25 protein-coding genes and 1 riboswitch are annotated in these 26,886 nt (G+C 52.4%); of the genes, 22 read left to right on the top strand and 3 right to left on the bottom strand.

Annotation, left to right across the window (positions count from 1 at the left end; translation table 11 throughout):
* Positions 1-110 precede the first annotated feature (110 nt).
* The 21 genes from PBA01S_RS19315 to PBA01S_RS19220 all read left to right on the top strand — a co-directional run bounded on the left by PBA01S_RS19315 (position 111) and on the right by PBA01S_RS19220 (position 20,088).
* Positions 111-983, top strand: a complete 873-nt coding sequence (locus PBA01S_RS19315; protein ID WP_028539883.1) for a heptaprenyl diphosphate synthase component 1 — start codon at positions 111-113, stop codon at positions 981-983.
* 12 nt (positions 984-995) lie between these two features.
* The gene (locus PBA01S_RS19310) at positions 996-1,724 is read left to right on the top strand and encodes a demethylmenaquinone methyltransferase (protein ID WP_028539882.1); all 729 of its coding nucleotides are present in this window, start codon (positions 996-998) and stop codon (positions 1,722-1,724) included.
* Positions 1,717-2,589, top strand: a complete 873-nt coding sequence (locus PBA01S_RS19305) for a UbiA-like polyprenyltransferase (RefSeq protein WP_016311791.1) — start codon at positions 1,717-1,719, stop codon at positions 2,587-2,589. Before PBA01S_RS19310 ends, PBA01S_RS19305 begins: the two co-directional genes overlap by 8 nt.
* Positions 2,589-3,206, top strand: a complete 618-nt coding sequence (locus PBA01S_RS19300) for a UbiX family flavin prenyltransferase (RefSeq protein WP_016311792.1) — start codon at positions 2,589-2,591, stop codon at positions 3,204-3,206. Before PBA01S_RS19305 ends, PBA01S_RS19300 begins: the two co-directional genes overlap by 1 nt.
* A complete protein-coding gene (locus PBA01S_RS19295; RefSeq protein ID WP_016311793.1) occupies positions 3,187-4,056 on the top strand; it encodes a menaquinone biosynthesis protein in 870 nt (289 codons plus the stop codon). Before PBA01S_RS19300 ends, PBA01S_RS19295 begins: the two co-directional genes overlap by 20 nt.
* A complete protein-coding gene (locus PBA01S_RS19290; RefSeq protein WP_127576548.1) occupies positions 4,053-5,027 on the top strand; it encodes a polyprenyl synthetase family protein in 975 nt (324 codons plus the stop codon). The genes PBA01S_RS19295 and PBA01S_RS19290 overlap by 4 nt, the downstream gene beginning before the upstream one ends.
* Positions 5,028-5,143: 116 nt before the next feature.
* A complete protein-coding gene (gene ndk / locus PBA01S_RS19285; protein WP_016311795.1) occupies positions 5,144-5,587 on the top strand; it encodes a nucleoside-diphosphate kinase in 444 nt (147 codons plus the stop codon).
* On the top strand, positions 5,578-6,411 hold the full coding sequence (locus PBA01S_RS19280; protein WP_127576547.1) for a CheR family methyltransferase: 834 nt from the start codon (positions 5,578-5,580) through the stop codon (positions 6,409-6,411). The genes ndk and PBA01S_RS19280 overlap by 10 nt, the downstream gene beginning before the upstream one ends.
* A gap of 173 nt (positions 6,412-6,584) precedes the next feature.
* Positions 6,585-6,758, top strand: a complete 174-nt coding sequence (locus tag PBA01S_RS22845; RefSeq protein ID WP_164744208.1) for a hypothetical protein — start codon at positions 6,585-6,587, stop codon at positions 6,756-6,758.
* A gap of 330 nt (positions 6,759-7,088) precedes the next feature.
* A complete protein-coding gene (locus tag PBA01S_RS19275) occupies positions 7,089-8,429 on the top strand; it encodes a hemolysin family protein (protein ID WP_016311798.1) in 1,341 nt (446 codons plus the stop codon).
* A 227-nt stretch (positions 8,430-8,656) separates the two neighbouring features.
* Positions 8,657-9,826: a chorismate synthase gene (gene aroC, locus PBA01S_RS19270; RefSeq protein ID WP_016311799.1), complete on the top strand. Its 1,170-nt coding sequence runs from the start codon at positions 8,657-8,659 to the stop codon at positions 9,824-9,826.
* Entirely contained in the window at positions 9,826-10,929 is a 1,104-nt protein-coding gene (gene aroB, locus PBA01S_RS19265) for a 3-dehydroquinate synthase (RefSeq protein WP_127576546.1), read from the top strand. Before aroC ends, aroB begins: the two co-directional genes overlap by 1 nt.
* Positions 10,922-11,293, top strand: coding sequence for a chorismate mutase (gene aroH, locus PBA01S_RS19260; RefSeq protein WP_085278523.1), 372 nt, complete (start codon positions 10,922-10,924; stop codon positions 11,291-11,293). Before aroB ends, aroH begins: the two co-directional genes overlap by 8 nt.
* 396 nt (positions 11,294-11,689) lie before the next feature.
* Complete coding sequence (trpE, locus tag PBA01S_RS19255) at positions 11,690-13,252, top strand: anthranilate synthase component I (protein WP_127576545.1); 1,563 nt, start codon at positions 11,690-11,692, stop codon at positions 13,250-13,252.
* Between the two features lie 18 nt (positions 13,253-13,270).
* Positions 13,271-14,311, top strand: a complete 1,041-nt coding sequence (gene trpD, locus PBA01S_RS19250) for an anthranilate phosphoribosyltransferase (RefSeq protein WP_085278525.1) — start codon at positions 13,271-13,273, stop codon at positions 14,309-14,311.
* Positions 14,301-15,140 carry an indole-3-glycerol phosphate synthase TrpC gene (gene trpC, locus PBA01S_RS19245; protein WP_127576544.1) on the top strand — a complete coding sequence of 280 codons (840 nt, stop codon included), beginning with the start codon at positions 14,301-14,303 and terminating at the stop codon, positions 15,138-15,140. The genes trpD and trpC overlap by 11 nt, the downstream gene beginning before the upstream one ends.
* Complete coding sequence (locus PBA01S_RS19240) at positions 15,133-15,798, top strand: phosphoribosylanthranilate isomerase (protein ID WP_016311805.1); 666 nt, start codon at positions 15,133-15,135, stop codon at positions 15,796-15,798. The genes trpC and PBA01S_RS19240 overlap by 8 nt, the downstream gene beginning before the upstream one ends.
* Positions 15,798-16,997, top strand: a complete 1,200-nt coding sequence (gene trpB / locus PBA01S_RS19235) for a tryptophan synthase subunit beta (RefSeq protein WP_127576543.1) — start codon at positions 15,798-15,800, stop codon at positions 16,995-16,997. Before PBA01S_RS19240 ends, trpB begins: the two co-directional genes overlap by 1 nt.
* Complete coding sequence (gene trpA, locus PBA01S_RS19230; protein WP_127576542.1) at positions 16,994-17,815, top strand: tryptophan synthase subunit alpha; 822 nt, start codon at positions 16,994-16,996, stop codon at positions 17,813-17,815. The genes trpB and trpA overlap by 4 nt, the downstream gene beginning before the upstream one ends.
* Before the next feature lie 46 nt (positions 17,816-17,861).
* The gene (gene hisC / locus PBA01S_RS19225) at positions 17,862-18,959 is read left to right on the top strand and encodes a histidinol-phosphate transaminase (protein WP_127576541.1); all 1,098 of its coding nucleotides are present in this window, start codon (positions 17,862-17,864) and stop codon (positions 18,957-18,959) included.
* Positions 18,960-18,993: 34 nt separating this feature from the next.
* Positions 18,994-20,088 (top strand): prephenate dehydrogenase, encoded by a 1,095-nt coding sequence (locus tag PBA01S_RS19220; RefSeq protein ID WP_085278529.1) that lies wholly within the window; start codon positions 18,994-18,996, stop codon positions 20,086-20,088.
* A gap of 1,550 nt (positions 20,089-21,638) precedes the next feature.
* Here PBA01S_RS19220 and PBA01S_RS19215 read toward each other — a convergent pair.
* Positions 21,639-22,598 (bottom strand): AraC family transcriptional regulator, encoded by a 960-nt coding sequence (locus PBA01S_RS19215; RefSeq protein ID WP_164744207.1) that lies wholly within the window; start codon positions 22,596-22,598, stop codon positions 21,639-21,641.
* 143 nt (positions 22,599-22,741) lie between these two features.
* Here PBA01S_RS19215 and PBA01S_RS19210 point away from each other — a divergent pair, with 143 nt between their 5' ends.
* Positions 22,742-25,879 carry an alpha-mannosidase gene (locus PBA01S_RS19210; RefSeq protein ID WP_127576539.1) on the top strand — a complete coding sequence of 1,046 codons (3,138 nt, stop codon included), beginning with the start codon at positions 22,742-22,744 and terminating at the stop codon, positions 25,877-25,879.
* A gap of 24 nt (positions 25,880-25,903) precedes the next feature.
* Here PBA01S_RS19210 and PBA01S_RS23205 read toward each other — a convergent pair whose 3' ends face one another.
* The gene (locus PBA01S_RS23205; protein ID WP_254899719.1) at positions 25,904-26,026 is read right to left on the bottom strand and encodes a hypothetical protein; all 123 of its coding nucleotides are present in this window, start codon (positions 26,024-26,026) and stop codon (positions 25,904-25,906) included.
* A gap of 119 nt (positions 26,027-26,145) precedes the next feature.
* Positions 26,146-26,448: a hypothetical protein gene (locus PBA01S_RS19205; RefSeq protein WP_085278532.1), complete on the bottom strand. Its 303-nt coding sequence runs from the start codon at positions 26,446-26,448 to the stop codon at positions 26,146-26,148.
* Positions 26,449-26,680: 232 nt separating this feature from the next.
* Positions 26,681-26,784, top strand: a riboswitch (TPP riboswitch).
* Positions 26,785-26,886 lie beyond the last annotated feature (102 nt).

The raw sequence follows: 26,886 nt of genomic DNA, 5'->3' as shown, positions 1-26,886 counted from the left end.
CGCGACCTCTGTGCGCAGTGAAATAACATATGCTATAATAGACAAGATTGTGACATCTTTATTACTGAAAGATCAGTATGACTGAAAGATCAGCGGCTCGGAGGCAAAGGATGAAACCTTATCGCATAACAGAATTGGCAAATAAATATGTCAGTTACGACATGATCACCGCATACACGGCGCTTCCGGAGTTTCCGGTGCCCCGTGTTCGTTTGCTTTATACGTTTTTAACCGAGCGGGAGGGGCTGTCGCCGGAGTCCGCAGAGACCTGCGCGCTGGCTGCGTTCCTCGTGCAGCTTGGTATGGATACCCATGATCGCATCGATCTGGAGTCCGGGCTTGGGGAAGCAACCCGCGCCATGCGTTCGCGCCAGCTCAAGGTGCTGGCGGGTGACTATTTCAGCGGCGTGTTTTATCATCTGTTGGCTGGAGCCGGGGAGATCCGTATGGTTCCGTTGATGAGCTCTGCCATTTGTGAGGTGAACCGCTTGAAGGTGCAGTTGTACAGCAAGTTGAAGCAGATGTTATTGCCTGCAGAAGACTATCTGAAGGAATGCGTCCATGTCAAAATGGGGCTTTTTCTGTCTTTTACGGAAGTGTTGGACAAGTCGGTCCAAAGCTTATGGCGGAAGCTGCTGGCTGAGTTAAGCCGATGCGAAGTGATGCTGGAAGAAATTCGGTCCGCCTCTGAGTTGCCGCACGAACGCAAAGGTTATGCCTATTTGCGCATCATGGAAACCGGATCCTCCGAGGATAAAGCTGCGCTCTCCACCCGCAAAGTTGGCGAGCGGGACTGGTCGCTGATGCTTGTAAAATACAATATCAAGGAACAGCTGCTGTCCATGCTGCACCAATCGGTGGATCATGTTCAATCGCTGTTGCATGAGTGCAAGAAGGAAACTGCGCGTACGGAGCTCAAATCGATTCTTGAGCCGTTTATCGCCGCGCTTTCGCCATCACGCCGTTCCGTGCAAGAAGGGTAGGGAGAATAGCAAATGAGTCAAACATCTTCATCCGAGACCAAAGAGCAGTTCGTGCATTCCGTATTCGAGAGCATTGCTCCGAAATACGACATGATGAACGACTTGCTCAGCTTTAGACGTCACAAAGCGTGGCGGAAGTTCACGATGGCTAAAATGAACATGTCCCCCGGGCAGACCGCACTTGATCTGTGCTGCGGTACCTGCGATTGGACCATCAGCATGGCGGAAGCCAGCGGGGGGCCGATCGTCGGCCTGGATTTTAGTGCAAAAATGCTGGAATACGGACGTCTTAAGGTACAGGAACGAGGGCTGGACTCGCAAATCACCTTGGTTCAAGGGAATGCGATGGAGTTGCCGTTTGAAGACAACCGGTTTGATTATGTCACGATCGGTTTTGGTCTGCGTAATGTGCCAGATCTTCGCCAGGTGCTGCGAGAAATGCAGCGCGTAGTCAAGCCGGGAGGTAAGGTGGTTTGCCTGGAATTGTCCAAGCCAACCTGGCAGCCGTTCAAAGGACTTTATTATTTTTACTTTCAAAATGTGCTTCCGATGCTTGGCAAACTGGTGGCCAAACGGTATGAGCAGTACAAATGGCTGCCCGATTCCCTCGTCCAGTTTCCCGGTCGTTTGGAGCTGGCGGAGATTTTCCGGGAGACGGGACTTGCCCGGGTTGAAGCGTATCCTTTAACCGGCGGAATTGCCGCCTTGCACATCGGAACGAAGGAGACGCAACATGTTTAAGAAAATGGTAATTTTCCTGCAAATGATCAAGTTTGAACATACCGTATTCGCTTTACCGTTTGCTTTCATGGGTGCGTTGCTCGGGTCTGAAATGATCAACCATGAGCTGCCGTCCTGGGCGCAAATTGGGTGGGTGCTGTTGGCGATGTTTGGCGCACGCAGTGCCGCGATGGGGCTGAATCGTCTCATTGACCGTGTCATCGATGCAAAGAACCCTCGTACCGCAAACCGGGCCATCCCGGCGGGACTTTTAAAAATCGGCGAAGTGGTGTTGTTCATCATTCTCTCCTTTGCTTTATTGTTCTGGGCCGCTGCCGAGCTCGACCCCTTAGCTTTAAAGCTGTTGCCGATCGCTGTCATCATGTTGGTCTTGTACTCCTACACGAAACGTTTTACCTGGCTCTGCCACGTGATCCTCGGTCTGACGATTGGCTTAGCTCCTCTTGGCGGCTGGGCGGCTGTAACTGGACAAGTTGATTGGACAGCAATGGTATTTTATTTCACAATTACTTTTTGGATTGCCGGCTTCGATATCATTTACGCCTGCCAAGACGTTGAATTCGATACGAAGGAAGGTCTATACTCTATTCCTGTTCGGTTTGGAGTCGCTAAATCGCTGAAGATTGCTCAAGCGTTTCATATCATCACGGCGTTGGGCTTTATCGCCTTGCTGCTGATGACGGATTTGGGCTGGTGGTATATCGTGGGCATGATTATAGCGTATGCCATTTTGTTCTACGAGCACCATATTGTGTCGCCAAGCGATCTTAGCCGTCTACAGACTGCATTCTTCACCATGAACGGTGTGCTGAGCATCGTTGTGTTTTCCTTCACATTGATTGATTTGGTGGTGCGACATTTCTAATGGATAAAGCGAAATCGATTGTTGTCGGCATTACAGGGGCCAGCGGTTCGATCTATGGTGTGAAGCTGATTGAAACGTTGCTGGGCATGAACTTCCTCGTGCATCTCGTCGTATCCAATGCGGGTTGGCGAGTGATCAAGGAGGAGCTCGGCTGGAACACGAGTGATCGGGAGGCGACGCTGAAGGAACATTTCGGTCAGCTTCCCGGGAAGCTGGTATACCATCCGATCGCAGACATTGGGGCTTCCATCGCCAGCGGATCTTTCCTCACGCACGGGATGATTGTGATGCCCTGCTCGATGGGAACTCTGTCTTCGATCGCAAATGGAACGTCAGACAATCTGATGGCTCGGGCAGCCGATGTCATGCTGAAGGAAGGCCGGCCGCTTGTGCTGGTGCCGCGCGAAACGCCGCTGCATGCAATCCATTTGGAGAACATGCTGAAGCTGGCTCGACTTGGCGTGCGCATCATCCCGGCGATGCCGGCATTTTATTTCGGACCGCAGACCATTGATGATCTGGTTAAGTTTTTGGTAGGTAAAGTGCTCGATAATTTAGGTATTGAGCATGCCTTATTTAAGAGATGGGGGGAGCAAAATGAACAACAAGGAGAATGAAGAAGTCCTCATCGGCAAAATCAAATACAGCAACGTCTGGCCCGTTTTTCATTATTTTGACGAGACGCGACTTTCGCGAGCGAGCCAACTTATCACCGAGGTTCCATCGAAGCTAAACCGCCGGATGCTAGGCGGGACGCTGGATATTTCCCCGGTGTCTTCTTTTGCCTACGGGTATGGCTCGGAGCGTTTCCTGCTGCTGCCGGATCTGTCCGTCAGCTCCGATGGCCCGGTGGCTTCGATTTTGCTGTTTTCACGGAAGCCGCCAGAGGAAATCGCAAACGGGAAAATCGCATTAACGAATACATCGGCAACATCGGTCAACTTGCTGAAGATTATTATGGAAAAAGCGTACGGTGGCAAACCTGAGTATTGGGACAGTGAGCCTGATTTGGAGCTGATGATGGCCGAAAGCGACGGCGCGCTGTTGATTGGCGATCACGCGATTCAGGCCTCCTGGCGGGATCATGGTTATATCGTTACTGATTTGGGTGAAGTTTGGAAGTCATGGACCGGCTATGGGATGACTTTTGCGGTCTGGGCCGTTCAGAAGGCGTTTGCCGAAGCCCATGGCGACTTTTTGGCTGAAGTGGCAGAAGCTTTCGTGGAAAGCAAACGAATGAGCTTAAGCGATGTCTCCCCGCTCGTAGCCAAGGCTTGCGCCGAAATTGGCGGCACTGCGGAATATTGGCGGCATTATTTTACGCAAAACATCCGTTATGATTTTAACGAATCACACCGCCAAGGATTATCGTTGTATTTCGACTATGCCTATGAAATGGGACTGCTGGATCATCGAGTAGAGCTGGAGATATGGAGTGACAAATTGCTGACACGGGTGAAAGAATGAAACTACTGGATATTTTCGGTTCGTTAAAAAAAGATATGGATTTTATCGAGCGCCAGCTGTACCGCAGCATTGACGGCGATGACGATCTGCTCAGCGAGACGTCCCTGCACTTGTTGAAGGCAGGCGGAAAGCGGCTGCGGCCGGTCTTCGTATTGCTTGCCGGGAAATTCGGAAACTATGACCTGCAAAGATTGCAGTATATCGCTGTGCCGCTGGAGCTTATCCACTCGGCGTCGCTCGTTCACGATGACGTGATCGACGATGCCGATACGCGGCGGGGCAAAGCGACGGTAAAGTCGAAATGGGATAATCGGATCGCCATGTATACCGGCGATTACATCTACGCCAAGGCCCTGATGCAAGTATCCGAGCTCGAAAATCCATACATACACCGTATTCTGGCCAAAGCGATGGTGCAGATGTCGATTGGGGAAATGGAGCAGATCCGTGATTTTTTCAATACAGAGCAAAGCGTACGCAACTATTTGCTGCGCATCCGGCGGAAAACGGCTCTGCTGATCGCCATCAGCTGTCAGCTGGGAGCCATGGCGGCAGATGCTCCAGCCAAAGTGAGTGCACTGCTGTATCGGTACGGGTACAACGTGGGCATGGCCTTTCAGATCCGCGATGATCTGCTTGATTTATTCGGTACGGAGAAGACGATCGGTAAACCGCCGGGCAGCGATATGCGCCAGGGGAACATTACGCTTCCTGTGCTTTTCGCTCTGCAGGAGCCTGATTTAAGAGAGCCTCTGCTTCGGGAAATTCGTGGCATTCAAGCCGGTGACGGCAGCGGAGATGTGTCCCGTGCGATTGAAATGATTCGGACAAGCCCGGGGATTGGCAAGGCGGAGGCGCTTGCCGACCGTTATATTGCCAAAGCGCTGGCAGCATTGCAGCAGCTGCCGGATACATCTGCACGCTCCCATTTACATGACATTGCTGAATTTGTGAACAAACGCTCCTATTGATCTTATCGCTTTACCTGTTTGGATAGTTTCTGGTAAAATGCAGGTGAAACCGCCTTCCTGGAAGGCGCAATAAGGTTTGAAATGCAAATGATGCTGTTAATTTCGGGAGGGGAACCATGGAAAGAACGTTTTTAATGGTTAAGCCGGACGGCGTGCAGCGCGGATTGATTGGCAGAATTATCAGCCGGTTCGAGGATAAAGGATTTCAGCTCGTCGCTGGCAAGCTGGTTCAAGTGACAGAGGAGCAGGCGAAGAGACATTATGCGGAGCATGTGGGCAAGCCTTTCTTTGACGAACTGGTGGGCTTTATTACTTCCGGGCCGGTATTTGCCATGGTATGGGAAGGGGACGACATTATCAACTTGTCCCGTATGGTTATCGGCAAGACGAAAGTTACCGAGGCGCTGCCCGGTACGATTCGGGGGGATTTTGCCGCCCATACCCCATTTAATCTAATTCATGGTTCCGACGGCGTAGAGAGTGCGGAGCGAGAAATCGCCAACTTCTTTGAGCCTCATGAGCTACTACAGTATACGAGAAGCGTGAGCCCATGGATTTGAACCGGATTTTTCCCGACATCCCTCGGGCAGACAACACAGAGACGGCACCGGATCCGGACTATTACGGCTTTATCCAAAACATCAAAAAAAGCACGGGCATCGATTTAGCCCAATACAAGGAAGCACAAATGAAGCGGCGTCTGACTACGCTGCGTAATAAGAACGGCTATTCTTCGTTTGCGGATTTTTACTCGGCGATGCTGAGTAACAAGCAGTTATTTTATGAATTTTTGGACAAGATGACGATTAACGTATCCGAGTTTTGGCGTAACCCCAATCGCTGGGAAGTGCTGAGGGATTCGGTGCTGCCAGGGCTGGCGGCTGGGCGATCAAGGCTGAAGGTGTGGAGCGCGGCCTGCTCGACGGGTGAGGAGCCGTACACGCTGGCGATGATTCTCGCGGATTTGGGGCTTCTTGCCAACACTTATCTGCTGGCGACGGACATCGATGAAGGAGCGCTGGGGAAAGCCCAGGAAGGGTTGTATCTCGATCGTTCGCTGAAGGATGTGCCGAAGGCAGTAGTTGAGCGTTATTTTACGCCGGAAGGCCCAATGTTTCGCTTTGATCCGAAGCTGAAGAAGGCTGTCACGTTCAAGAAGCAAAACCTGCTGCTGGATACGTTCGAAGAGGGCTTTGATCTGATCGTTTGCCGCAATGTCATGATTTATTTTACTGAGGAAGCCAAACAAGGTCTTTATCATAAGTTTTCTCGTGCGCTGCGTCCCGGCGGCGTTCTGTTCGTTGGCAGCACGGAGCAAATCTTCTCCCCCGGCCAATACGATTTGGAAGCGGCGGAGACGTTCTTTTATCGTAAGAAGGGGTAAATAGAAAAAACGTTCAGTTTGACCCGTTTAGGGTTGATCTGGACGTTTGTTTGTGTAGGGACTAACTCGAAGTCGTTTTAACTTCTCTGAGCTACTTCTTGATTATAACCAGTGGGTATAGAATGGGGTGATCTTTCCTATACTTGGATCATATAGCCAATGGAGGTCAGATCATGGACAAGCGAAAAGTGATCGAAGCTTATCGGCGCGGATTCTTAACGCCGCAGGAATGCGCGCAGGTGCTGGGTGTTGAAGGCTCGCACCTCAAGCGAATGCTTGAGGATTTTCCGATGGATCCCCGGCGTTCCATCGCATTAGAAAATCAACCCGCTTCAGGCCTCAGATAAGCAGCGAGCGCCCGAACCCGTTACTTAGCGCCGACATCGCCAAGCAGGGCGGAGAACGGCGCTTTTTGCGTTCTTGGTCATTCTTGGTAGAGGTGTTCTTGACAGCCGCCAAGGGGACTTTCTATAATAGTTATAAATTCAGGTCAGGAGAGATTTCATTCATGAACGATTCGGACGACCCGGAGAGTAGCAACGTATTCCAATTGATTAATAACCTATTTGTAGGAGAATTTCAGGCATAGCCTGCGTCAATTCAGTGACGGCAGGTTATGCCTTTTTGCGTTTGTTACCCGCTTGAGCGGCGTGGGAAACTTGTGGAGGTGCATTGGATTGTTGGAACTTTTAGTTGTCTTCATCTTGATTTTGATTAATGCCTTTTTTGCTGCATCGGAAATCGCCTTGATCTCCCTGAATGATAATAAAATTAAAGCGATGGCAGGGCAAGGCCATCGGAAAGCAAAGGTTATCGTGGGTTTGCTTGGCGAGCCTAGCAAATTCCTGGCGACGATTCAAATTGGCATCACTCTTGCGGGCTTTTTTGCCAGTGCTTTCGCTGGGGAGAGCTTTGCCGGCGACCTGGCGGCTTATTTAATCCGTATGGGGCTGCCGATCCCCGAAAACGTGCTGAGCACACTATCGCTGATCGTGATCACCTTGCTGCTCTCCTACTTCCAGTTGGTACTGGGCGAGTTAGTGCCGAAGCGGGTCGCGATGAACAAGGCTGAAGCGATGGCGATGTTTGCGGCGACGACGTTGTCAGTGTTATCCAAGGTAACCTCGCCGTTCGTGAAGCTGCTGACCACGTCCACGAACTTGCTGGTGCGGTTGTTTGGCATCGATCCGAACGCCAAGGAGGAGGAAGTCTCCGAGGAGGAGATCCGTATGATGCTGGATACCGGTGAGGAAATGGGGACGATCCAGCCTAGCGAGCGTCTGATGATCAACAACATTTTTGACTTCGACAACTTGACGGTGTCTGATATTATGACACACCGGATCGACGTCGTGGCGATCCCGGTTGATGCCGACCAACAAACCGTGGCTGAGATCGCCGACAAGGAGCAATATACCCGCTTCCCAGTGTATGAGGATACGGTTGACAATCTGATCGGGATATTGCATAGCAAGGATTTGATCCGCTTTTTGCGTACGGGGGATAAGGAGAGTTGGAATTTGCGGGAGCTGGTGACGCCGCCTTATTTTATCCCGATCTCCAAAAAAACAAATGAACTGTTCGAGGAAATGCAGCAAAACCGCATTCACATGGCAATTGTCGTTGACGAATACGGGGGAACCGCCGGTATCGTAACGATGGAGGATTTGCTGGAGGAAATCGTCGGCAACATCTACGACGAACACGACGATGAGGAACGGGAATACGAGCAGGTTGGTGAAGGCAGTTATCTGTTCAGCGGTACGATGTCCCTCGACGACGCCCAGGAGATCTTGGATATAAAGCTTCCGATCGAACACTATGATACGTTAAGCGGGTTTATGATCGGACAGTTAAAGCGGATACCGACGGTGAATGAACGACCGGAATTTGAATACGAAGGTTATGTCTTCGCTGTTCGTGAAGTGGGCCAGCATCGCATTCGCAAGCTTTTAGCTACCCGACGGACTGACCCAGAGCAAGCATATGCAGTTCATCCTGTGTCCACAGATTCATAAGGATGTTTTAGAGGCCCCCGGATTTTGGTGAACCTCGAAAAGTGAGGGGCGAAAATCCGGGCCAGGCTTGGCCTCTTGCCGCGTGTAGGGGCGAAATCGGAGAGTATATGAACAGAATCAGTGAATCACCACGTGACAGAATGCATCAAACAATATTATAATGAGCAAAGACATCTTCGGCTTTTAGTTCTTTACAGTTTAACAGTTTAAAGGGGGAACGCAGCATCATGAGTTTGCGATATTTAACAGCCGGGGAGACGCATGGACCCCAGTTGACTGCGATTATTGAAGGCTTGCCCAGCCATTTGCAGCTGGATTTTGAAGCGTTGAATTTTGAGTTGGCTCGTCGTCAGAAAGGGTATGGCCGCGGCCGACGGATGCAAATTGAGAAAGATACCGCGAAGATCGTCGGAGGCGTCCGGCACGGGTATACCACAGGGGCGCCAGTAGCACTGGTTGTAGAGAATAACGACTGGAAGCATTGGCAGAAAATCATGAACATTGAGCCGATCGAAGGCACGGATGAGGAGAAACGAAGAGTACATCGTCCTCGTCCAGGGCATGCCGATTTAAACGGAGGCTTGAAATATAACCATAAAGACTTGCGGAACGTGCTGGAACGTTCAAGCGCACGCGAAACCGCTATTCGCGTTGCGGTTGGTGCGGTAGCCAAGCAGCTCCTCGAACGCTTTGGCATCCGAATCGCGGGGCATGTCATCCGCATCGGCGAGATTGAAGCGCCGCCGCATAACCTGCCGCTGGACGAGTTGGCTCGTGTGACCGAAGCTTCTTCGGTGCGGGTTGCCGATCCGGAAACGGAGAAGAAGATGGAAGCTTACATCGATAAAATCAAGCAGGAAGGCGACTCCATCGGCGGCATCGTGGAGTGTATCGTTGAAGGTGTGCCGGTCGGGCTTGGCAGCCATGTGCAGTATGACCGTAAATTGGACGGTCGTATTGCGCAAGCGGTCATGTCCATTAACGCCTTTAAGGGCGTGGAAATCGGCATCGGTTTTGAAGCTGGGAAGCTGCCGGGTTCTAAGGTTCACGATGAAATTTTGTACAGCGAGGAGCGCGGCTATTACCGGGCGACTAACCGGCTTGGCGGTTTCGAAGGCGGGATGACCAACGGTATGCCGATCGTCGTACGCGGCGTCATGAAGCCGATCCCAACGTTATACAAACCGCTGCAAAGCGTTGACATCGACACCCGCGAGGCGTTTGCCGCTCAGGTGGAGCGTTCGGATGCTTGTGCAGTGCCAGCCGCAAGCGTTGTGCTTGAGCACGTGGTCGCTTGGGAAGTGGCCAAAGCTTTCCTGGAGAAATTCGGCGGCGATTCGATCGAGGAGATCGAACGTAACTATAGGGGATATTTGGCTCAACTGGAGGAATATTGATGCGAACGCTGCAGGTCGATTTGTGCGAACGTTCTTACCCGATTTATATCGGCGGCGGCTTGTTGGGAAAGGCCGGGGAATTCTTCGAGCAGCATAAGCTGTCGGTGAAGAGCCCTGTCTTAATCGTCACCGATGACCATGTCGCGCCGAAATATCTGCCGGATGTGGAAGCCTCGCTGCAGGCCAAAGGCTACCGTACCGTCAGCAAAGTCGTGAAAGCCGGTGAAAAATCCAAATCGCTGGAGGTTTATGAGGACGTCATGACGACAGCGATTGAAGGCGGATTGGACCGCCGCTCTGTGGTCGTAGCGCTGGGCGGCGGCGTCGTTGGCGATTTAGCCGGCTTTGTGGCGGCAACGTATATGCGGGGCGTAGCATTTGTGCAAATGCCTACCACGATCCTTGCTCACGACAGCAGTGTCGGAGGCAAGGTAGCCGTTAACCATCGACTGGCTAAAAATATGATCGGCGCTTTTCATCAACCGGAAATGGTGTTATATGATGTGGACAGCCTGCAAACCCTGCCGCCGCGCGATGTTCGGGCGGGCTTGTCAGAAATGGTTAAGCACGGCCTGATCTGGAATGCGGCTTTTGCGGACTGGTGCCGCGAGCACACAGCGGAGTTGTTGGCGCTGGATCCGGATGCACTGGGATACGGATTAACCCAGGGGTGTTCGGTGAAAGCCCAAGTTGTTTCCGTAGATGAGCGGGAGAACGGGCTTCGTGCGATTCTGAATCTGGGGCATACATTGGGCCATGCCATCGAAGCGATCGGCGGGTATGGTGAATTTTTGCACGGTGAAGCGATCTCGATCGGGATGGCTGCGGCGGCAAAGCTTGCAGTGAACCGGGGCCGGGACCCGCAAATTTACGAGTACACGGTGTCCTTGCTAAGCGGTTTTGGGTTGCCAACAGCGATGCCGGCACATTTGAACGAGCAGGATTTGATTGGTGCCATGATGCACGATAAGAAGTTTAAGGAACAGACCATGGTGTTTATTTTGCCTGTAGAAATCGGCAAGGTGGAAATTGTATCGGACGTGACAATGGATGAAGTCCGCCGGGTGATTGCTGAATTGAAAGAGGAGGGACAACATGTATAACAGAGGTATTCGCGGAGCAACGACGGTAACTCGCAACGATGAACAGGAAATTCTGGACGCAACTGCCGCGTTGTTAAAAGAGATTGTGGAGCGTAATGAAATCGAACCTGAGGATATTTGCAGCGTTTGGATTACGGTTACGCCAGACTTGACAGCAACTTTCCCGGCCCGCGCCATACGCGTGTTAAAAGGTTGGGATATGGTGCCTTTGATGTGCTCCACGGAAATCCCGGTTCAAGGTGCCTTGCCGAAGTGTATCCGGCTGCTGATTCAGGTGAACACCACCAAAGGGCAGCGGGAAATGAAGCACGTCTATTTGAACGAAGCGCGGAGCCTCCGTCCGGATCTCAGCACCAATTCCTAAGGGCTGCAAGTAGCTGAAGCTATTATAGGTTAGTAAATATCAAGCTGCAGGTTTGGGTTGCCAAACGGGCCGCTGTTAGGGTATAGTTAATTTAGATTTTAGATGAGAGCTAGTTAGTTGAGTCAGTTAGTTGAGAGTAAGTTCTAAGTTAGAAGAGTTTAGAGTAAACCCATTTTTAGAGCTGAGTAGAGATCAGTTGAGATGAGCTGAGTTTAGCTGAGTGAATAGCCTGTTCCTTAGTGCGTATTTCGTCGTTTCCTTAATTGTGGGAGAATGACGGGCAAGTTGCGTCTTTAGGAGCTGTGCTTTCCCATAAACCGCAAATCCTACAACCTCTACTTCGGTAGAGGTTTTTTTATTTGGCTCTGAAACCAATTCGAAAAGGAAGTGAGAGACATGGCAACCCCGCATGTAGAACAGGTCATTGCTTTGGCGAACGAATATAATCTGATCCCGATTGCTCGAACGCTGCTTGCCGATATGGAGACCCCCATCCGGATCTTCCGACGTATTGCTCAGCGGGAGCAGGCATTTTTGCTGGAGAGCGTGGAAGGTGGCAGTCAGTGGGCACGGTATTCTTTCATCGGCACCGACCCGTTCTTGATGATTTCCGCAAAGAAGGGTGAGATCACGATTAAACGGGATGGCGGCGTAGAGCAGCTAAGCTCGTCCCGTCCCGTCGATGAGCTGAAGGCGATCCTGAGGGGGTACCGTAGTCCGAAGCTTCCGGAAATGCCGCCGTTTACGGGGGGAGCGATTGGTTTCTTTGGATATGATCTGCTTCAGTACTATGAAAAGCTGCCGGCGCATCAGGTGGATGACTTGAACCTGAACGATATGCAGTTTATGTTCTGCGACCAAGTGATCGTGTTCGACCATGTGAAACAGCGGATCATGCTGGTGGCCAATGTGCACGTAAAGCCGGGCGACCGTGACGAAGATATTCGCCGGGCTTATGCAGAAGCCGAGTTGAAGCTGGATTTGGCGGCCGATCTGCTGCAGCAGGAGGGGCCGGGTGAAAGCTTTAACCGCCGGCCAATGCCGGCCGTGACGGATCTCGGGGACGTCAGATCCAACCTGACCAAGGAGCAGTTCATTGCGAACGTTGAAAAAGCGAAGGAATATATTCGCGCAGGCGATATTTTCCAAGTGGTGCTGTCGCAGCGGTTCCATATCGAAACCGAGGTTGATCCGCTTCATGTCTACCGTGTTCTGCGGACGTTAAATCCGTCGCCGTACATGTATTACCTCAAGCTGGACGAAGAGATTATCGTCGGGACATCGCCGGAGGCCCTAGTCAAGGTAGAGAACGGACGAGTGGAGACGCGTCCGATCGCTGGCACGAGACCACGGGGAGCGACGGAAGAAGCTGATTTAGCATTAGAAGCTGAGCTGCTGCAGGATGAAAAAGAACGGGCGGAGCACCTGATGCTGGTTGACCTTGGACGCAACGATTTAGGCCGGGTATCCGAGTTCGGCACCGTCACTTGCGACTCCTATATGGAGATCGAACGGTATTCCCACGTCATGCACATGGTTTCCAAAGTGTCCGGCAAGCTGCGGGAGGATAAGGACTTCTTCGATGCCTTCCTGTCCTGTTTGCCTGCCGGGACCGTCTCCGGGGCACCTAAGCTGCGGGCGATGGAGATTATTGCAGAGCTGGAGCGCGAGGCGCGCGGCACATATGCCGGGGCCATTGGGTACCTCGGATTTTCGGGCAATATGGATTCCTGTATAACGATCCGCACCATCGTGTTTAAGCAAGGAAAGGCATATGTGCAGGCGGGCGGAGGTATCGTATGGGATTCCATCCCGGAGAACGAATATCAGGAGTCAGTCAATAAAGCGAAGGCTTTGTTGACGGCTATCCGTACAGCGGAGCAGATGTTTCCGCCAGCTACTCGAAACGATGATGTGATTAATCAGGATTACCTTTACGAATATACTCCAGGGAACTAAAGAAAGGAGCGAATCGAGATGATAGGACAGCAAACCGTGCAGGCAGGCATTAGCCGCTTGATTGAAGGACAGCATTTGTCGCGGGATGAAGCGCGTGGTGTGATGCAAGCGATCATGAACGGCGAATCCACGCCGGCTCAAATCGGCAGTTTGTTGACTGCGCTGCGGATCAAAGGAGAGACCGTTGAGGAAATCACCGGCTTCGCCGAGGCGATGCGCGGGGCATCCAGCCGAATTCATACAGAAACACAAAAGCTACTGGATACCTGCGGAACGGGCGGATCCGGCATCCACAAAATCAACGTATCCACGACGGCGGCGATCGTGGCAGCCTCGGTGTCGGTGCGGGTGGCTAAACACGGCAACCGTTCGGCATCTGGTCGTTCGGGAAGTGCCGATGTTCTCGAAGCGCTGGGCGTGAATATTCAACTGGACGCCGGTCAAGCGAAACGTTGTCTGGATGATATCGGCATCTGCTTTATGTTTTCACAGCTCTATCATCCATCGATGAAGCACGCGGCAGCCCCTCGCAAAGAGTTGGGGATTCGGACGGTCTTCAATATGCTGGGGCCATTAACGAATCCGGCAGGAGCGGACCGCCAGGTGCTGGGCATTTATGACGGCAGCAAAACGTCAACCATAGCAGAAGTGCTGCGTGAGCTTGGTTCCAAACGGGCACTGGTGGTCAGCAGCCAAGAAGGGCTGGATGAAATCAGCATTTCGTCGCCAACACGGGTATCTGAGTTGAAAAACGGAGAGATCACAACTTACGAGCTGCAGCCGGAAGATCTGGGTCTTCGCACCTACCCGCTGGAAGCGATGATTGGCGGCGACCCCCAGACGAATGCCGAGATCGTTCGGCGCGTGCTGCAAGGGGAGCGTGGGGCTTACCGTGACGTAGTACTGGCTAATGCAGGCGCTTGTGTATATGTGGCTGGTTTGGCGAATACGATTCGGGAGGGAGTAACGATCGCGGCGAATGCGATCGATTCCGGGCAGGCTTATGCCAAGCTGCAACAACTGATTCAGACAACGGGGGAGTTAAGTTATGTATCTTGATCGAATTGTAGAGACGAAAAAAGCAGAAGTCGCACGTTTGGCAGAAACCTTCTCCCTTGCAGATGCAGAGCGTCGCATTGCGGCGATGGAACCAACGCGGGGGTTCCACGCCGCACTTACAACCGGACGGAAGCGGGATATGGGGTTAATCGCTGAGGTGAAAAAGGCGTCCCCTTCCAAAGGCTTGATTCGCCCAGATTTCCATCCGGTACAGCTGGCTGCAGCTTATGAAGCGGCGGGAACGGATTGCATTTCTGTGCTGACGGATGAGACGTATTTTCAGGGCAGCGGCGCCTATTTAAGTGCAATTCGCGAGGCGGTAAATGTGCCGCTGCTGCGCAAGGATTTTGTGATTGACGAGCGGCAGATTTACGAAGCAAGGCTGCTTGGCGCTGACGCCGTCTTGCTGATCGCCGCAATCCTGAGCGATACACAGCTTCGCGACTATCTGTCGATCGCTACGGCGCTGGGACTCGATGCACTGATCGAAGTGCATGATCGCGAGGAGCTGGAGCGCGTTCTGCTGCTGCCAGCAGCGAAACTGATTGGCATCAACAACCGGAATTTGCGGACGTTTGAGGTATCTCTGGAGACGACGGCCGCGTTGGCGGAGTTGGTACCGTCCAGTGCCACGTTGATCAGCGAGAGCGGGATTCAAACCCGGCAGGATGTCAAATTCCTGCAACAGACCGGCGCACAAGGCGTGCTGATCGGAGAAACGTTTATGCGTCGAGAACATGTGGGAGAAGCCGTAGTTGACTTAATGGGACCGTTAGCTCAAACGGATTCCCGCGAAATGGATGCTGAAGGGACGACGTTGCATGGGTGAAGTAGCCGTAAAAATTTGTGGACTTCAAAGCGTTGAAGTGCTAAAATCTATGGTGAACTTACCCGTAGATTATGTTGGATTCGTGTTTGCCCGAAGTAAGCGCCAAATTAGCGGAAGCCATGCAGCGGAGCTGCTTCCTGTACTGCAAACGTGGAGCACAGGAGCAGTTCCGCAGAGCGTTGGGGTGTTCGTCAATCCGACCTTGGAGGAGCTGGACGAGGTTTTGCGGCAGGCACCGCTGGACATCCTGCAGCTCCACGGGACGGAAAGCCCGGATTATTGCCGGAAAGTGAAGGACGCTTATGGCGTCAAGATTTTCAAGGCATTTTCGGTCAAAACGGACGGATCGGTCCATGCTGGCGCAGCCTTGGCAGAGTATGACGGCGTGCTGGACGGGCTGTTGCTCGACACGTACGATCCGAAGTATGGCGGAGGCTCCGGCGTTACCTTTAATTGGGAAGCAGCAGAGCCTTTTCGTCAATGGGCCAAGGAGCGAGGAATCCCGTTCTTTGCGGCCGGCGGTTTGCATCCCGGCAATGTGAGAACGTTGATTGATACGTTGCAGCCGGATGGCGTAGACGTCTCAAGTGGCGTGGAAACCGACGGCGTGAAGGATATCACGAAAATAACAGCATTTGTAGAGAGGGTGAAGGGATGATGAAGCAGGTACCGGATGAGCATGGGCGATTTGGTCCTTTTGGCGGCCGCTACGTGCCCGAAACGCTGATGAACGCTTTGATCGAACTGGAAGAATCCTATTTGAAATTTAAAGATGATCCCGAGTTTCAAGCGGAGATCGCTTATCTGCTGAAGCAGTATTCCGGACGGGAGACGCCGCTTTATTATGCAGAGCGCCTGACGGAGCACTTGGGCGGAGCGAAGATCTATTTGAAACGCGAGGATTTGAACCATACCGGTGCTCATAAAATTAACAACGCGATTGGGCAAGGGATTTTGGCGAAGCGGATGGGCAAGCAGAAAGTAATCGCCGAAACCGGCGCTGGCCAACACGGCGTTGCTACGGCTACAGTTGCAGCCTTGCTGGGTCTGGAATGCAAGGTGTTCATGGGTGAAGAAGATACGAAACGGCAGCAGCTGAACGTGTTTCGAATGAAGCTGTTGGGTGCGGAAGTGGTCCCGGTTACGTCCGGCACACGTACGCTAAAAGATGCTTGCAACGAAGCGCTGCGCTATTGGGTAAGCAATGTGCATGATACTTTCTATATTCTCGGATCGGCTACCGGACCGCATCCTTACCCGATGATGGTGCGGAACTTCCAGCGGATTATCGGCGATGAAACGCGGAAGCAGATTTTAGAGGCGGAAGGCCGGCTGCCGGATATGCTCGTCGCTGCGGTTGGCGGCGGCAGCAACGCGATCGGGATGTTTTATCCGTTTATCGAGGATCAGGAGGTTCGCTTGGTTGGTGTGGAAGCCGCAGGCAAAGGCATTGACACGGAGTTCCATGCCGCCACGATGACCAAAGGTACCAAAGGCGTCTTCCAGGGCTCGATGAGCTATTTGCTTCAGGACGCGTATGGCCAAGTTCTCCCGGCTCACTCGATCTCTGCCGGTCTCGATTACCCGGGCATTGGCCCTGAGCATTCGTATCTGAAGGATATCAAACGTGCGAAGTATTATCCGATCACGGACCGTGAGGCACTGGATGCCCTTCAGCTGCTAAGCCGGACCGAAGGGATTATTCCGGCGCTGGAGTCGGCGCATGCGGTGGCGCAAGTGGTGAAAATGGCCCCAGCGATGAGTCGGGACGAAATTATCGTCATCTGCTTGTCCGGCCGCGGGGATAAGGACGTGGAGTCGATTATGGCGTATACGGAAGGCGGGGAGACGTTATGAGCCAACAGGCAGGTCAATTGCTGGACGATACGTTTGCGAAGCTGAAAGCGGCGGGAAAAACTGCGCTGGTTCCGTTTATCACCGTCGGTGATCCGGATCCGGAGACGACGCTCGACATTTTGACCGTTCTGGAGGAAGCTGGGGCTGATGTGGTGGAGCTGGGTGTACCTTATTCCGATCCCTTGGCGGATGGCCCGGTGATTCAGCGGGCATCGGAACGTGCCCTTGTCCACGGGATCACGGTGGCTTCCTGTATCGAGACGGCATCTAAAGCTAGAGAACGCGGCATTCGTATGCCGTTTGTCTTGTTTACTTATTACAATCCTGTGCTGCAAATGGGGACGGAACGCTTGTTTGCTGAGCTGCAGAAGGCGGGAATCAGCGGCTTGATCATCCCGGATTTGCCGTATGAAGAGGCGGAGGAGGTCCTGAACTTGGCGGATGCCGCCGGCGTCAGGCTGATCCCGCTTGTCGCGCCCACCTCCAGCGGCCGGATTGCACGAATTTTGGAGCGTGCCCGCGGATTCGTATACTGCGTCTCTTCGCTGGGCGTAACTGGAGAACGGAGCTCGTTCCATGCCAGTGTCGACGAGTTTATCTCCTCGGTTAAAGCACAAACGGATTTGCCCGTTGCTGTTGGCTTCGGTATTTCCAGCCGGGAACAGGTCGAGCGGTTTGCTGCGATCTGTGACGGAGCGGTCGTGGGCAGCGCCATCGTGCGTAAGATCGAGGAAAACTTGCCGCTCTTGTCCCATGCTTCGACTCGGGATCAAGGGTTGTTGCAAATTCGCGACTTTGTGGCAAAATTGAGATTATAGTTTTTTTGCTGTATCATCACAAAGTCATTTGAGGAGGAACCTATATATGTTGCCGAAACCCCAGATCGTCAATTTGCCGGTATATCAACCGGGAAAGCCGATTGAAGAAGTGAAGAAAGAGCTCGGACTTGAGGACGTCATTAAGCTGGCCTCTAACGAAAATCCGTTTGGTTGCTCGCCGCGTGTCCGCGCCGCCATTGAACAGGAGCTGGCGAACTTAAGCTTGTATCCTGATGGCAGTGCCGCCGAATTGACTGAAGCGCTGGCTAGCCAGCTTGGCGTGGGGAAGGAGCAAATAATTTTCGGCTGCGGTTCGGATGAAATCATCGCGCTGATTGCCCGCGCTTTCTTCCTGCCGGGTGGCGAGACGGTGATGGCAGATCAGACGTTCAGTGTGTATAAGAGCAATGCCGACATTGAAGGGGCCGTCAGCATCGAGGTGCCGCTGAAGGAAGGGACCCACGATTTGGAGGGAATGCTTGAACGCATCGGGGACAAAACGAAAGTAGTTTGGATTTGCAACCCGAACAATCCAACGGGAACGATCGTGCCGCATGCGAAGCTGGTTGCTTTTCTGGATCGAGTTCCGGGGAACGTGCTGGTCGTTTTGGATGAAGCGTATGCTGAATATGTAACGGATTCGGAGTATACAAACGGGATTGCTTTGCTGAACCAGTATCCTAATCTCGTTGTGTTACGTACTTTTTCAAAAATTTACGGTCTTGCAGCGCTGCGGATCGGTTATGGCGTGGGGCAACCGGCGGTTATTAAACTGATCAATCAGGTTCGTGAGCCGTTTAATACTTCGCGGATTGGGCAAGCGGCGGCCAAAGCGGCATTGGCCGATCAGGAATTCGTGTCAGAATGCCGCGCGAAGAACCGCGAAGGGATCGCCTATCTGTATAAGGAATTCGATCGACTGGGCCTGAAGTACTTCCCAGCGCATGGTAATTTCATCATGGTGGACGTACAGCGTCCGGCAAGTGAAATGTTTGAGTCGCTATTGAAGCTGGGGATTATTGTGCGTGGAGGTTTCCATAAATATCCTACCTATGTGCGGGTGACCGTCGGATCGGCGGAACAAAACGCGAAATTTATCACTGCCTTGGAGCAGGTGCTTGGCAAATCGGCGACTCGGGTCTGACCCCAATCTATTCGCAGAAAATGAGTGAGATACGATGACAACGAAAATTGCCATTTTTGGCGTGGGTTTGATCGGCGGTTCGCTGGCGTTGTGCTTCAAAGGCAAGCCGGGAATTACGGTCGTTGGCCACGCCCATCGCCCGGAATCTTTGAAACGCATTGAGGAGCGCGGTGTCGTTGACGCCGCGACTCTGTCCATGGAAGAGGCGGCGGCGGATGCCGACTTTATTTTTTTGTGCGTGCCGGTCGGGTTGCTGGAAGATTACCTACGGAAGCTGACCGAGTTGCCGTTGAAGCCGGGCTGCATTATAACCGACGTTGGCAGTACTAAGGCGTCGGTTGCCGCTTGCGCGGCCCAAATTGCCCGTCCGGGCGTGCATTTCATCGGCGGCCATCCGATGGCTGGATCGGAGCGTTCCGGCGTGGAGGCGGCTTCGACGCTTTTGTTCGAGAATGCTTTTTATGTGCTGACGCCGTCTTCTGGTGTGCCGGAGGAGGCTTATCATCGCCTGGAGCAACTGCTGGCGTACACCAAAGCGCAAATTGTGCGTGTGGACCCTGTTCTGCATGATGAAATCGTAGGGGCGATCAGCCATCTGCCGCATATTATCGCGGTGGCCTTGGTGAATCAGGTGCGTCATTACAACGATAGCAACGGGTTATACCGGATGTTGGCAGCAGGGGGGTTCCGTGACATCACGCGGATCGCATCAAGCGACCCGGTGATTTGGCGGGATATCCTGCTTAGTAACAGGAACGTGTTGCTTCACTTGTTGAAGGACTGGAACCGCGAGATTGAAGGATTTATCAATTTATTGGAGGCACAGAACGGTGAAGGGATTGAGGCCGAGTTCCAAAAGGCGAACCAGTTCCGCAGCGAACTGCCGGAGCGCCGCAAAGGAGCCATCACCTCGTTGTTCGACATTTATATTGATGTGCCGGATACGCCAGGGATTATTGGGCAAATTGCGACCGAACTTGGTCTGCGTCAAATTAACCTGAGCAACATGCAAATTATCGAAAGCCGCGAGGACGTTCCGGGCGTGCTGCGCCTCTCTTTCCGCCAGGAAGGGGAGATGGAGCGGGCGAAAGCTCACCTCCAATCCTTGGGCTATGTTGTGTATGTGTAAGTTGGCTATTGTTATGGGAAAGTTTCGGCTCGGCGTTGAATTTTGAATTCAATGCCGGGTCTTTTGCATTTCTGGAGGTTGGCTTACGCCATTCCTTTGCAACGCATTAGTCTACGGGGTAATGACCTTACTGGGGGCTGCCTCGCAGGGATGGTGTCTTTCCTGTCTGTTGATTCACGGGGATACTGACTTTCCTGTTTGTTACTTCAAAGAGACAGTGACTTTCCTGTTTGTTACTTCACAGGGATCATGACTTTTCGGGCTGCCGAGCTACGGGGGCTATTGCTTCCCTAGGCTGAATCTTATCAAAGCTGGGGCTGTAAATGGTTGGCTGCTTGCGGGGATTAACGGAACATAGGGACGTTATTAGTGTAGGAGCGTGCCTTTTCCAGTTTTAAGGGAACGAGGAGACCTTATTTGGCTTAATTGCTGGGATAACGTAGTCGTGATCGCCAATAAGGACTTAGGGTTCCGTTCCAACGGGAAATCGCCGGGAAATGGGGGGATAAGGTCCATACGTTCCGTTAGCCAAAAACCTATAGTGATCGCAAATGTAAGCGCTAAAAAAAGTTGTTGACAGAATGAAAACGTATACATATAATAAAAGTACAGTATGGTTTCTCTCCACTCCTATCCAATAACTTCTTGCTCCAGGTGAGCAAGGACCGCTTCCGAGGAAGCGGTCTTTTTTTTTGTCTTTTTTGCGTGATCTGGCAGATGGCGCGAGTAATAAGTACGATAAATCGAGTACCATTTGCTCGTAATGCTGGGATCAGCGGAATTGTACATGAAAATTCGAGTATAATGGGCCGAATCCGCCAGTATCAGCTGAAATGTACATGAAATTTCGTGTTTATTGAGGCGTCAGAAGGGGAGAAGGGGCAAATGTGCATGAAATTTCGAGTACAATGGGTCGAAATTGCCGGTATCGGCTAAAATGTATATGAAATTTCGAGTACATTTCGGATGTTTGGGCCATCGCGGCAAAAATGTATGCGAAAAATCAAGTACATTGCATTCGCATCCAAGAGGGGGCGCTTTTCTAAGTTACCTCCCCACCATACTTAGTCACCTTTAACGAGTTCCAAGACAAGTTAATCCAACTCCAATACAAATTAAACTCCCCAAACACGTTATCAAGTCCAGTTTCTTGCTCAGAATCCTTGATTACCGCAATAAAAATCCAGTTACTTTGCCCGTGTCTATAGTAAGTTATTTCCCCTCTAGTACTCTCACCGAACCTTCAACTCCGTCCCAGGACAAGTTACTCAGCACCATCACAGGTTACTTCTTAACGTCTTACGAATCGGTCGCCAGACAACAAAATGACGTGCCGTATTCAAAAAAACATACTTTACACCTTTCGGCTCAACTGGGGGAATATTATAACAACAAATGGTACTAGTCGGTTCTCCACCACCAGTTCTGTTCTCAACTGTCAGCTCTGTTCTCCATCGCCAGTTCGGTTCTTCTCCATCAGTTACTTCACCGTGATCAGGCTTACCGCAGTATTGATTAGGACAAGATTTGGCTCACTAACTTCTCTCGCGTTAGCTCGATCGGTTGATTTGCTGCTTGCGATAGGCAAGCGGGCTGACGCCGTATTTCTTCTTAAACGCCTTGCTGAAGTAGTAAATGTCAGGGAAACCGGCTTGCTCGGCGACTTCTTTTATCAGCAAGGAGGGCTGCTGCAGCAACTCACAGGCTTTGGCCAGCCGGATTCGGTTCATTTCTTCGATGAGGGTTCGACCGGTTTTTTGCTTGTAGACGCGGGATAGATGGCCGTAGCTCATATGGAGGGATGCGGCTAATGCCTCTACATTCAAACGTTCCCCGCGAAAATCCTCCAGGTATACCTCCACCTTACGAAGCAAAGCGTCCCGGGCTTGTGCAGGCTCGGAGGCAAACACACTAGCCTCATGTATAGCGGTTACCCCGGACAAGACCTCCAGCAGTTGAACGAGCAGCAACCGGAGATAAAAAGGTGACCGCCCCTTTTCCGCCTCGGTAAACAACTGGATGAGCAGCGACCGAATGCCGTAATCGTCTCGGTAAGCTCCGGGAGGCCAATCCTTTAACCGGTTCAACCGCCGGAAGAAGCTGTCGTTTTCCGGTTTTGCCGCTTTATTTTGAGCCCAATTGTTTGCCGTCTCTCCTGCAGTTTCTTCGTCCAACGTACCTGCCATTGTCCGGAACCGCCAGCGCAAGCAAATGCCTTCATGCGGATCTTCCCGAGAGTAATCGTGCGCATGGGTCATCCCCGGCGGGATCAAAAAAAATTCATCCGCATACACCATCACATCCTGATCAATAAATCGGGTTTGCATACGGCCGGACAGGACGTAGTTGAATTCATACCAAGTATGGGCGTGGGGAGGGCATTTGCCGGAACCGCCGGTTTGTTCTATCACGATATCGACCCAGTCCACTACAGCATCGCCAACCGCGATTTCACCACAGATTTTGTTCAATTGAGGCGCCAGTTCGTTGCGCCATTTCCTCAGATCCATGAGCTGCTGCTCCTTTGTTTGATTTGACTTCATCATATCATAATAGGACAAAAATTGATGAGGATAAGTAATTTACTTCGCCTTAGCAGAACCGGAAAATGAGGGGGAAGGCTAACTCATATTTATGGGAGGTACCCGATACGATGTTCTGGACGGAGGAGAAATTAAACGCACGGATTCGCGAGCTGGAGGGGTATCGATACCGCGATGCCCGCCCGATTGAGGCGTTTCGCGCGCAAGTGGATGAGGAAGGGCGCATCGGCGCCAAACCGCCCAAGGAGGGGCCGTGGTCCACGATGCAGACGGGGGAACGCTGGGAAGGCCGTGATCTTTATTTATGGTTGGAGACGGACGTCGAGCTTCCCGTCGAATGGAAGGGGCGTAGGGTCGTTGGCGTGTTCGACTTCGGCAAAACGGGAGGCGGTAACAACTCCGGGTTTGAATCGCTCCTGTATGTCAACGGCGAACCGTTCCAAGGTGTGGATATGAATCACCAGGAGGTGTTTTTCCCAGATGAGGCCACCGGGACGAAGGTGAAGCTGCAGTTCCGCCTATGGTCCGGATTGGAAGGCGGCGGGAAGCCGCAAATCCAGGAACACCGAATCAAGCGGGCAGAGATTGCGTGGCTGGACGGAACGGTGGACCGTTTGTACTATACGGCGCGCGCGGTCATGCAGACGGTGGAGGTCCTGCCGGCGAATGCGCCAGAGCGGACTGACCTGTTGACAGCGCTGGATCGCGCTTTCCTGCGGATCGATTGGTCCTATCCGGGATCGGAGGCGTTTTATGCTTCGCTGACGGAAGCGGAGGAGCAATTAACCCAGGCGGTGGCAGGAATGAAGAAAACGTCGCCGGTGACGGTGCAATGCATCGGGCATACGCATATTGACGTCGCCTGGTTATGGCGGCTGAAGCATACGAGGGAAAAAGCAGCCCGCAGCTTCAGCACTGTGCTGCGCTTGATGGAGATGTTCCCAGAGTACGTGTTCCTGCAAACACAGCCGCAGCTCTACGAATATCTGAAACAGGATTACCCGGAGCTCTATGAACAGATCAAGGAACGGGTCAAAGAAGGTCGTTGGGAAGCCGCCGGCGGCATGTGGCTGGAGGCCGACTGCAACTTGACAAGCGGGGAATCGCTGGTGCGGCAGCTGCTGTATGGGACGCGGTTTTTGCGAGAGGAATTTGGTCAGGAGTGCACCTATTTGTGGCTGCCGGACGTATTTGGCTACAGCTGGGCCTTGCCGCAAATTTTGCGCAAGTCAGGCATTGACACGTTTATGACCACCAAGATCAGCTGGAATCAATACAACCGCATGCCGCATGATACGTTTTGGTGGCGCGGCATCGATGGCAGCGAAGTGCTGACCCATTTTATCACCACGCCCCAGGACGGCAATTTCTGGTGGTACACCTATAACGGGCAGATTGAGGCCTCCAGCGTGCAGGGCATCTGGGAGTCCTACCGCGATAAAGAGGTGAACAAGGAGCTCCTGCTCTCATACGGTTACGGCGATGGCGGCGGGGGTGTAAACCGCGAACACCTGGAGCTGCGTCGGCGTCTCGACGAGATGCCGGGTCTGCCGCGTGTGACGACCGGAAGAGCGGATGATTATTTTGCGAAGCTGCATGAGACGGTGGAGTCGGCAGACCGTTACGTCCATACGTGGGACGGCGAATTGTACCTGGAGTACCACCGGGGAACTTATACCAGCCAGGCGTACAATAAGAAAATGAACCGGAAGCTGGAACTGCTGTCCCGGGATACCGAATGGTTGCTTAGCTTGCAGGCGTTGCTTGCGGGCGGCGGAAAGTGGGACACTTATCCGAAAGCCAAGCTGGATGAAAGTTGGAAAACGATCCTACGCAATCAATTCCACGACATTATTCCGGGCTCGTCCATTCCGGAAGTATACCGGGACTCCAAGGAGGAGTATGCCGAAGCCCAATCGCTGCTAGAGTCGTGCCGGGAACAGGCCATTCAAGCTTTGACGAGCGATGCGGGGGATACATATACCGTGTGGAACCCGTCTTCTTGGCCGTTTACCGGTCTGGTTGCCTTGGAAGATCAAGACACAGACATGGGAACACCGTGGATCCAAGCGGAGGGGCAAGTGCTGCAATCCGAATTCGACGGGACGACGGTGTGGGTACGCGTGGAGAACGTGCCGCCGCTAGGTTTTGTCACGATTCAACGTAAGAAGGAGGTACAAGCGGATCACGTTGCCGCGGTGACAAGTGAACCGTTTAAAGTTCGGCCAAACGGGATCGAAACTCCGATTTATCGCATCGAGTGGAACGACCGCGGGCAACTGATCTCAATCTTCGACCGCATCGCCGACCGTGAGGTGCTGGCATCCGGTGAACGCGGCAATGTGCTGCAGGTGTTTGAGGATAAGCCTAAAATGTTTGAGGCTTGGGACATCGATGTATTCTACCAAGAGAAGCAGCGCGAGGTCGAGCAGCTTCAGGAATGCAAGGTGGATACCGGTTCGCTGCGGGCTGTCGTTCATTTCACTTGGACGTACATGAGCTCAACGATTCGCCAGCAGATGATTCTGTATGCCGACAATCGGCGGATCGATTTCCGCACCTGGGTGGATTGGCAGGAACGTCAGCAGCTGCTGAAGGTTGCTTTTCCAGTGGATATTCGGGCGACGGAAGCAACTTACGACATTCAATATGGCAACGTGAAGCGTCCAACGCACTGGAACACGTCGTGGGATTTCGCTCGCTTCGAAACCGTGGGGCATCAATGGGTGGATTTGTCGGAGCGCGGCTATGGGGTTAGTCTACTGAATGATTGCAAGTACGGGCATGACATTAAGGATCATGTAATCCGCCTGTCGCTGCTGAAGTCGGCAACGTACCCAGACCCGCAGGCAGATCGCGGCGAGCATGAATTTACGTATGCGCTGTATCCGCATGAGGGGGATTGGTCCGAAGGCGGTACCGTGCAAGCGGCAGCGCTCCTGAATCAACCGGTATATATAACGCCAGGAGCGGCTCCTGCGTCGTCGTTCTCCCTGCTTCAAACAAGTGGCAGCGCGGACGTCGTGATCGATGCGGTGAAAAAAGCGGAAGACGACGATAGCGTAATCGTCCGTTTCCATGAATATAAGGGCGGCCGGGGCCGCGTCCGGTTACACGTCGGAGTGCCCGTTAAGTCTTGGCAGGAAACCGACCTGATGGAACGTCCTGTCGGTGAGTCTTCCGCAGATGCGATAGAGCTGACCGTAACGCCTTATGAAATCAAGACGGTTCGTCTTCAGTTGAAATAAAAAATGAGCAACACGGGCGCCTCCTCAGTTATCGGAAGTGGGGGCGCCTGTTAGCGTTTCAATATTGTTGGAACCATAGAAAAATAAGACCACCAGAATAATGATCACAATTAATTCGGAAAAACCTTCGCCGTCAAATTGACCCATGTGGCAAACCCCCATAATTAAAATATAAAGATCAAAGCGCACAATTTCCTTTTGTGTCGGCTGACAAAGAACTAGCACTGGAGCGTCTTCGGTTTACGATAACGAACGCCGGACCCACATTAGGAGGAACCGTTCGCTTTTTTCTTCATGGCATTAATGATGTCATTGATGGTGAGATCCCCATTTTCATTGAGGAAATTCAGCAGTTTGTCGGCGTTCGCGTCGCTGCTGATCGTTTTGTACTCGCCAACCAAGGAGACGAACATGGTCGCGTTACGGTATAACTGGACGGAATCCACGCGAAGTTTGCCGGAGAGCAGCAACGCAGCTACGGTGTATTCCGGGGTTTTGGGCCGGAATCCGCCTTTTTTGCCGTTTTTCTTGCTGGAAGACGAGGACTTGTTCTTTCCGGCTGAGTTCATGGCTTTACCTTCCTTAACTTGATGGAGTCCAGTTAATTGTCACGGGGAACAATTCAAACGAACTGATCCTGAACCGATCCTACCTCGATTCCTAGGAATCCCCTGTTATTTATGCTATGCAACCGAACGGGGTTGGTGTAGACGGGAGACGCAAACGATCCACCGATTCGACCTTCTGGACGGGATTGACAATCCAGGCAGAGACCGGTAGAGTAATAATTGAATTGCATAGGAAATCCACTAGGGGCGCCGTCATCGGCTGAGACAAGAGATCATCTTGGACCCTTTGAACCTGATCTAGTTCATACTAGCGTAGGAAAGTGGAGCCGGCCCCAAGTGACATGCGCTTAGGCTGCCATGAGTATATTGGTATGCCTAGGGTTCATCCAGCCGCTCCCTCTACGGAGCGGCTTTTTTGCATGGCGTGCCCAGCTAAGC

The organism is Paenibacillus barengoltzii NBRC 101215, from assembly GCF_004000745.1.
Classification (GTDB): domain Bacteria; phylum Bacillota; class Bacilli; order Paenibacillales; family Paenibacillaceae; genus Fontibacillus; species Fontibacillus barengoltzii.
The sequence above is the reverse complement of the archived record's forward strand: the minus strand, read 5'-3'. Positions and strand labels throughout refer to the sequence as shown.

Excerpts from the sequence above, each read along its gene's own strand:
- PBA01S_RS19315 (WP_028539883.1), top strand. The coding sequence starts at position 111 with ATGAAACCTTATCGCATAACAGAATTGGCAAATAAATATGTCAGTTAC.
- PBA01S_RS19310 (WP_028539882.1), top strand. The coding sequence starts at position 996 with ATGAGTCAAACATCTTCATCCGAGACCAAAGAGCAGTTCGTGCATTCC.
- PBA01S_RS19305 (WP_016311791.1), top strand. The coding sequence starts at position 1,717 with ATGTTTAAGAAAATGGTAATTTTCCTGCAAATGATCAAGTTTGAACAT.
- PBA01S_RS19300 (WP_016311792.1), top strand. The coding sequence starts at position 2,589 with ATGGATAAAGCGAAATCGATTGTTGTCGGCATTACAGGGGCCAGCGGT.
- PBA01S_RS19295 (WP_016311793.1), top strand. The coding sequence starts at position 3,187 with ATGAACAACAAGGAGAATGAAGAAGTCCTCATCGGCAAAATCAAATAC.
- PBA01S_RS19290 (WP_127576548.1), top strand. The coding sequence starts at position 4,053 with ATGAAACTACTGGATATTTTCGGTTCGTTAAAAAAAGATATGGATTTT.
- ndk (WP_016311795.1), top strand. The coding sequence starts at position 5,144 with ATGGAAAGAACGTTTTTAATGGTTAAGCCGGACGGCGTGCAGCGCGGA.
- PBA01S_RS19280 (WP_127576547.1), top strand. The coding sequence starts at position 5,578 with ATGGATTTGAACCGGATTTTTCCCGACATCCCTCGGGCAGACAACACA.
- PBA01S_RS22845 (WP_164744208.1), top strand. The coding sequence starts at position 6,585 with ATGGACAAGCGAAAAGTGATCGAAGCTTATCGGCGCGGATTCTTAACG.
- aroC (WP_016311799.1), top strand. The coding sequence starts at position 8,657 with ATGAGTTTGCGATATTTAACAGCCGGGGAGACGCATGGACCCCAGTTG.
- aroB (WP_127576546.1), top strand. The coding sequence starts at position 9,826 with ATGCGAACGCTGCAGGTCGATTTGTGCGAACGTTCTTACCCGATTTAT.
- aroH (WP_085278523.1), top strand. The coding sequence starts at position 10,922 with ATGTATAACAGAGGTATTCGCGGAGCAACGACGGTAACTCGCAACGAT.
- trpE (WP_127576545.1), top strand. The coding sequence starts at position 11,690 with ATGGCAACCCCGCATGTAGAACAGGTCATTGCTTTGGCGAACGAATAT.
- trpD (WP_085278525.1), top strand. The coding sequence starts at position 13,271 with ATGATAGGACAGCAAACCGTGCAGGCAGGCATTAGCCGCTTGATTGAA.
- trpC (WP_127576544.1), top strand. The coding sequence starts at position 14,301 with ATGTATCTTGATCGAATTGTAGAGACGAAAAAAGCAGAAGTCGCACGT.
- PBA01S_RS19240 (WP_016311805.1), top strand. The coding sequence starts at position 15,133 with ATGGGTGAAGTAGCCGTAAAAATTTGTGGACTTCAAAGCGTTGAAGTG.
- trpB (WP_127576543.1), top strand. The coding sequence starts at position 15,798 with ATGAAGCAGGTACCGGATGAGCATGGGCGATTTGGTCCTTTTGGCGGC.
- trpA (WP_127576542.1), top strand. The coding sequence starts at position 16,994 with ATGAGCCAACAGGCAGGTCAATTGCTGGACGATACGTTTGCGAAGCTG.
- hisC (WP_127576541.1), top strand. The coding sequence starts at position 17,862 with ATGTTGCCGAAACCCCAGATCGTCAATTTGCCGGTATATCAACCGGGA.
- PBA01S_RS19220 (WP_085278529.1), top strand. The coding sequence starts at position 18,994 with ATGACAACGAAAATTGCCATTTTTGGCGTGGGTTTGATCGGCGGTTCG.
- PBA01S_RS19215 (WP_164744207.1), bottom strand. The coding sequence starts at position 22,598 with ATGGATCTGAGGAAATGGCGCAACGAACTGGCGCCTCAATTGAACAAA.
- PBA01S_RS19210 (WP_127576539.1), top strand. The coding sequence starts at position 22,742 with ATGTTCTGGACGGAGGAGAAATTAAACGCACGGATTCGCGAGCTGGAG.
- PBA01S_RS23205 (WP_254899719.1), bottom strand. The coding sequence starts at position 26,026 with ATGGGTCAATTTGACGGCGAAGGTTTTTCCGAATTAATTGTGATCATT.
- PBA01S_RS19205 (WP_085278532.1), bottom strand. The coding sequence starts at position 26,448 with ATGAACTCAGCCGGAAAGAACAAGTCCTCGTCTTCCAGCAAGAAAAAC.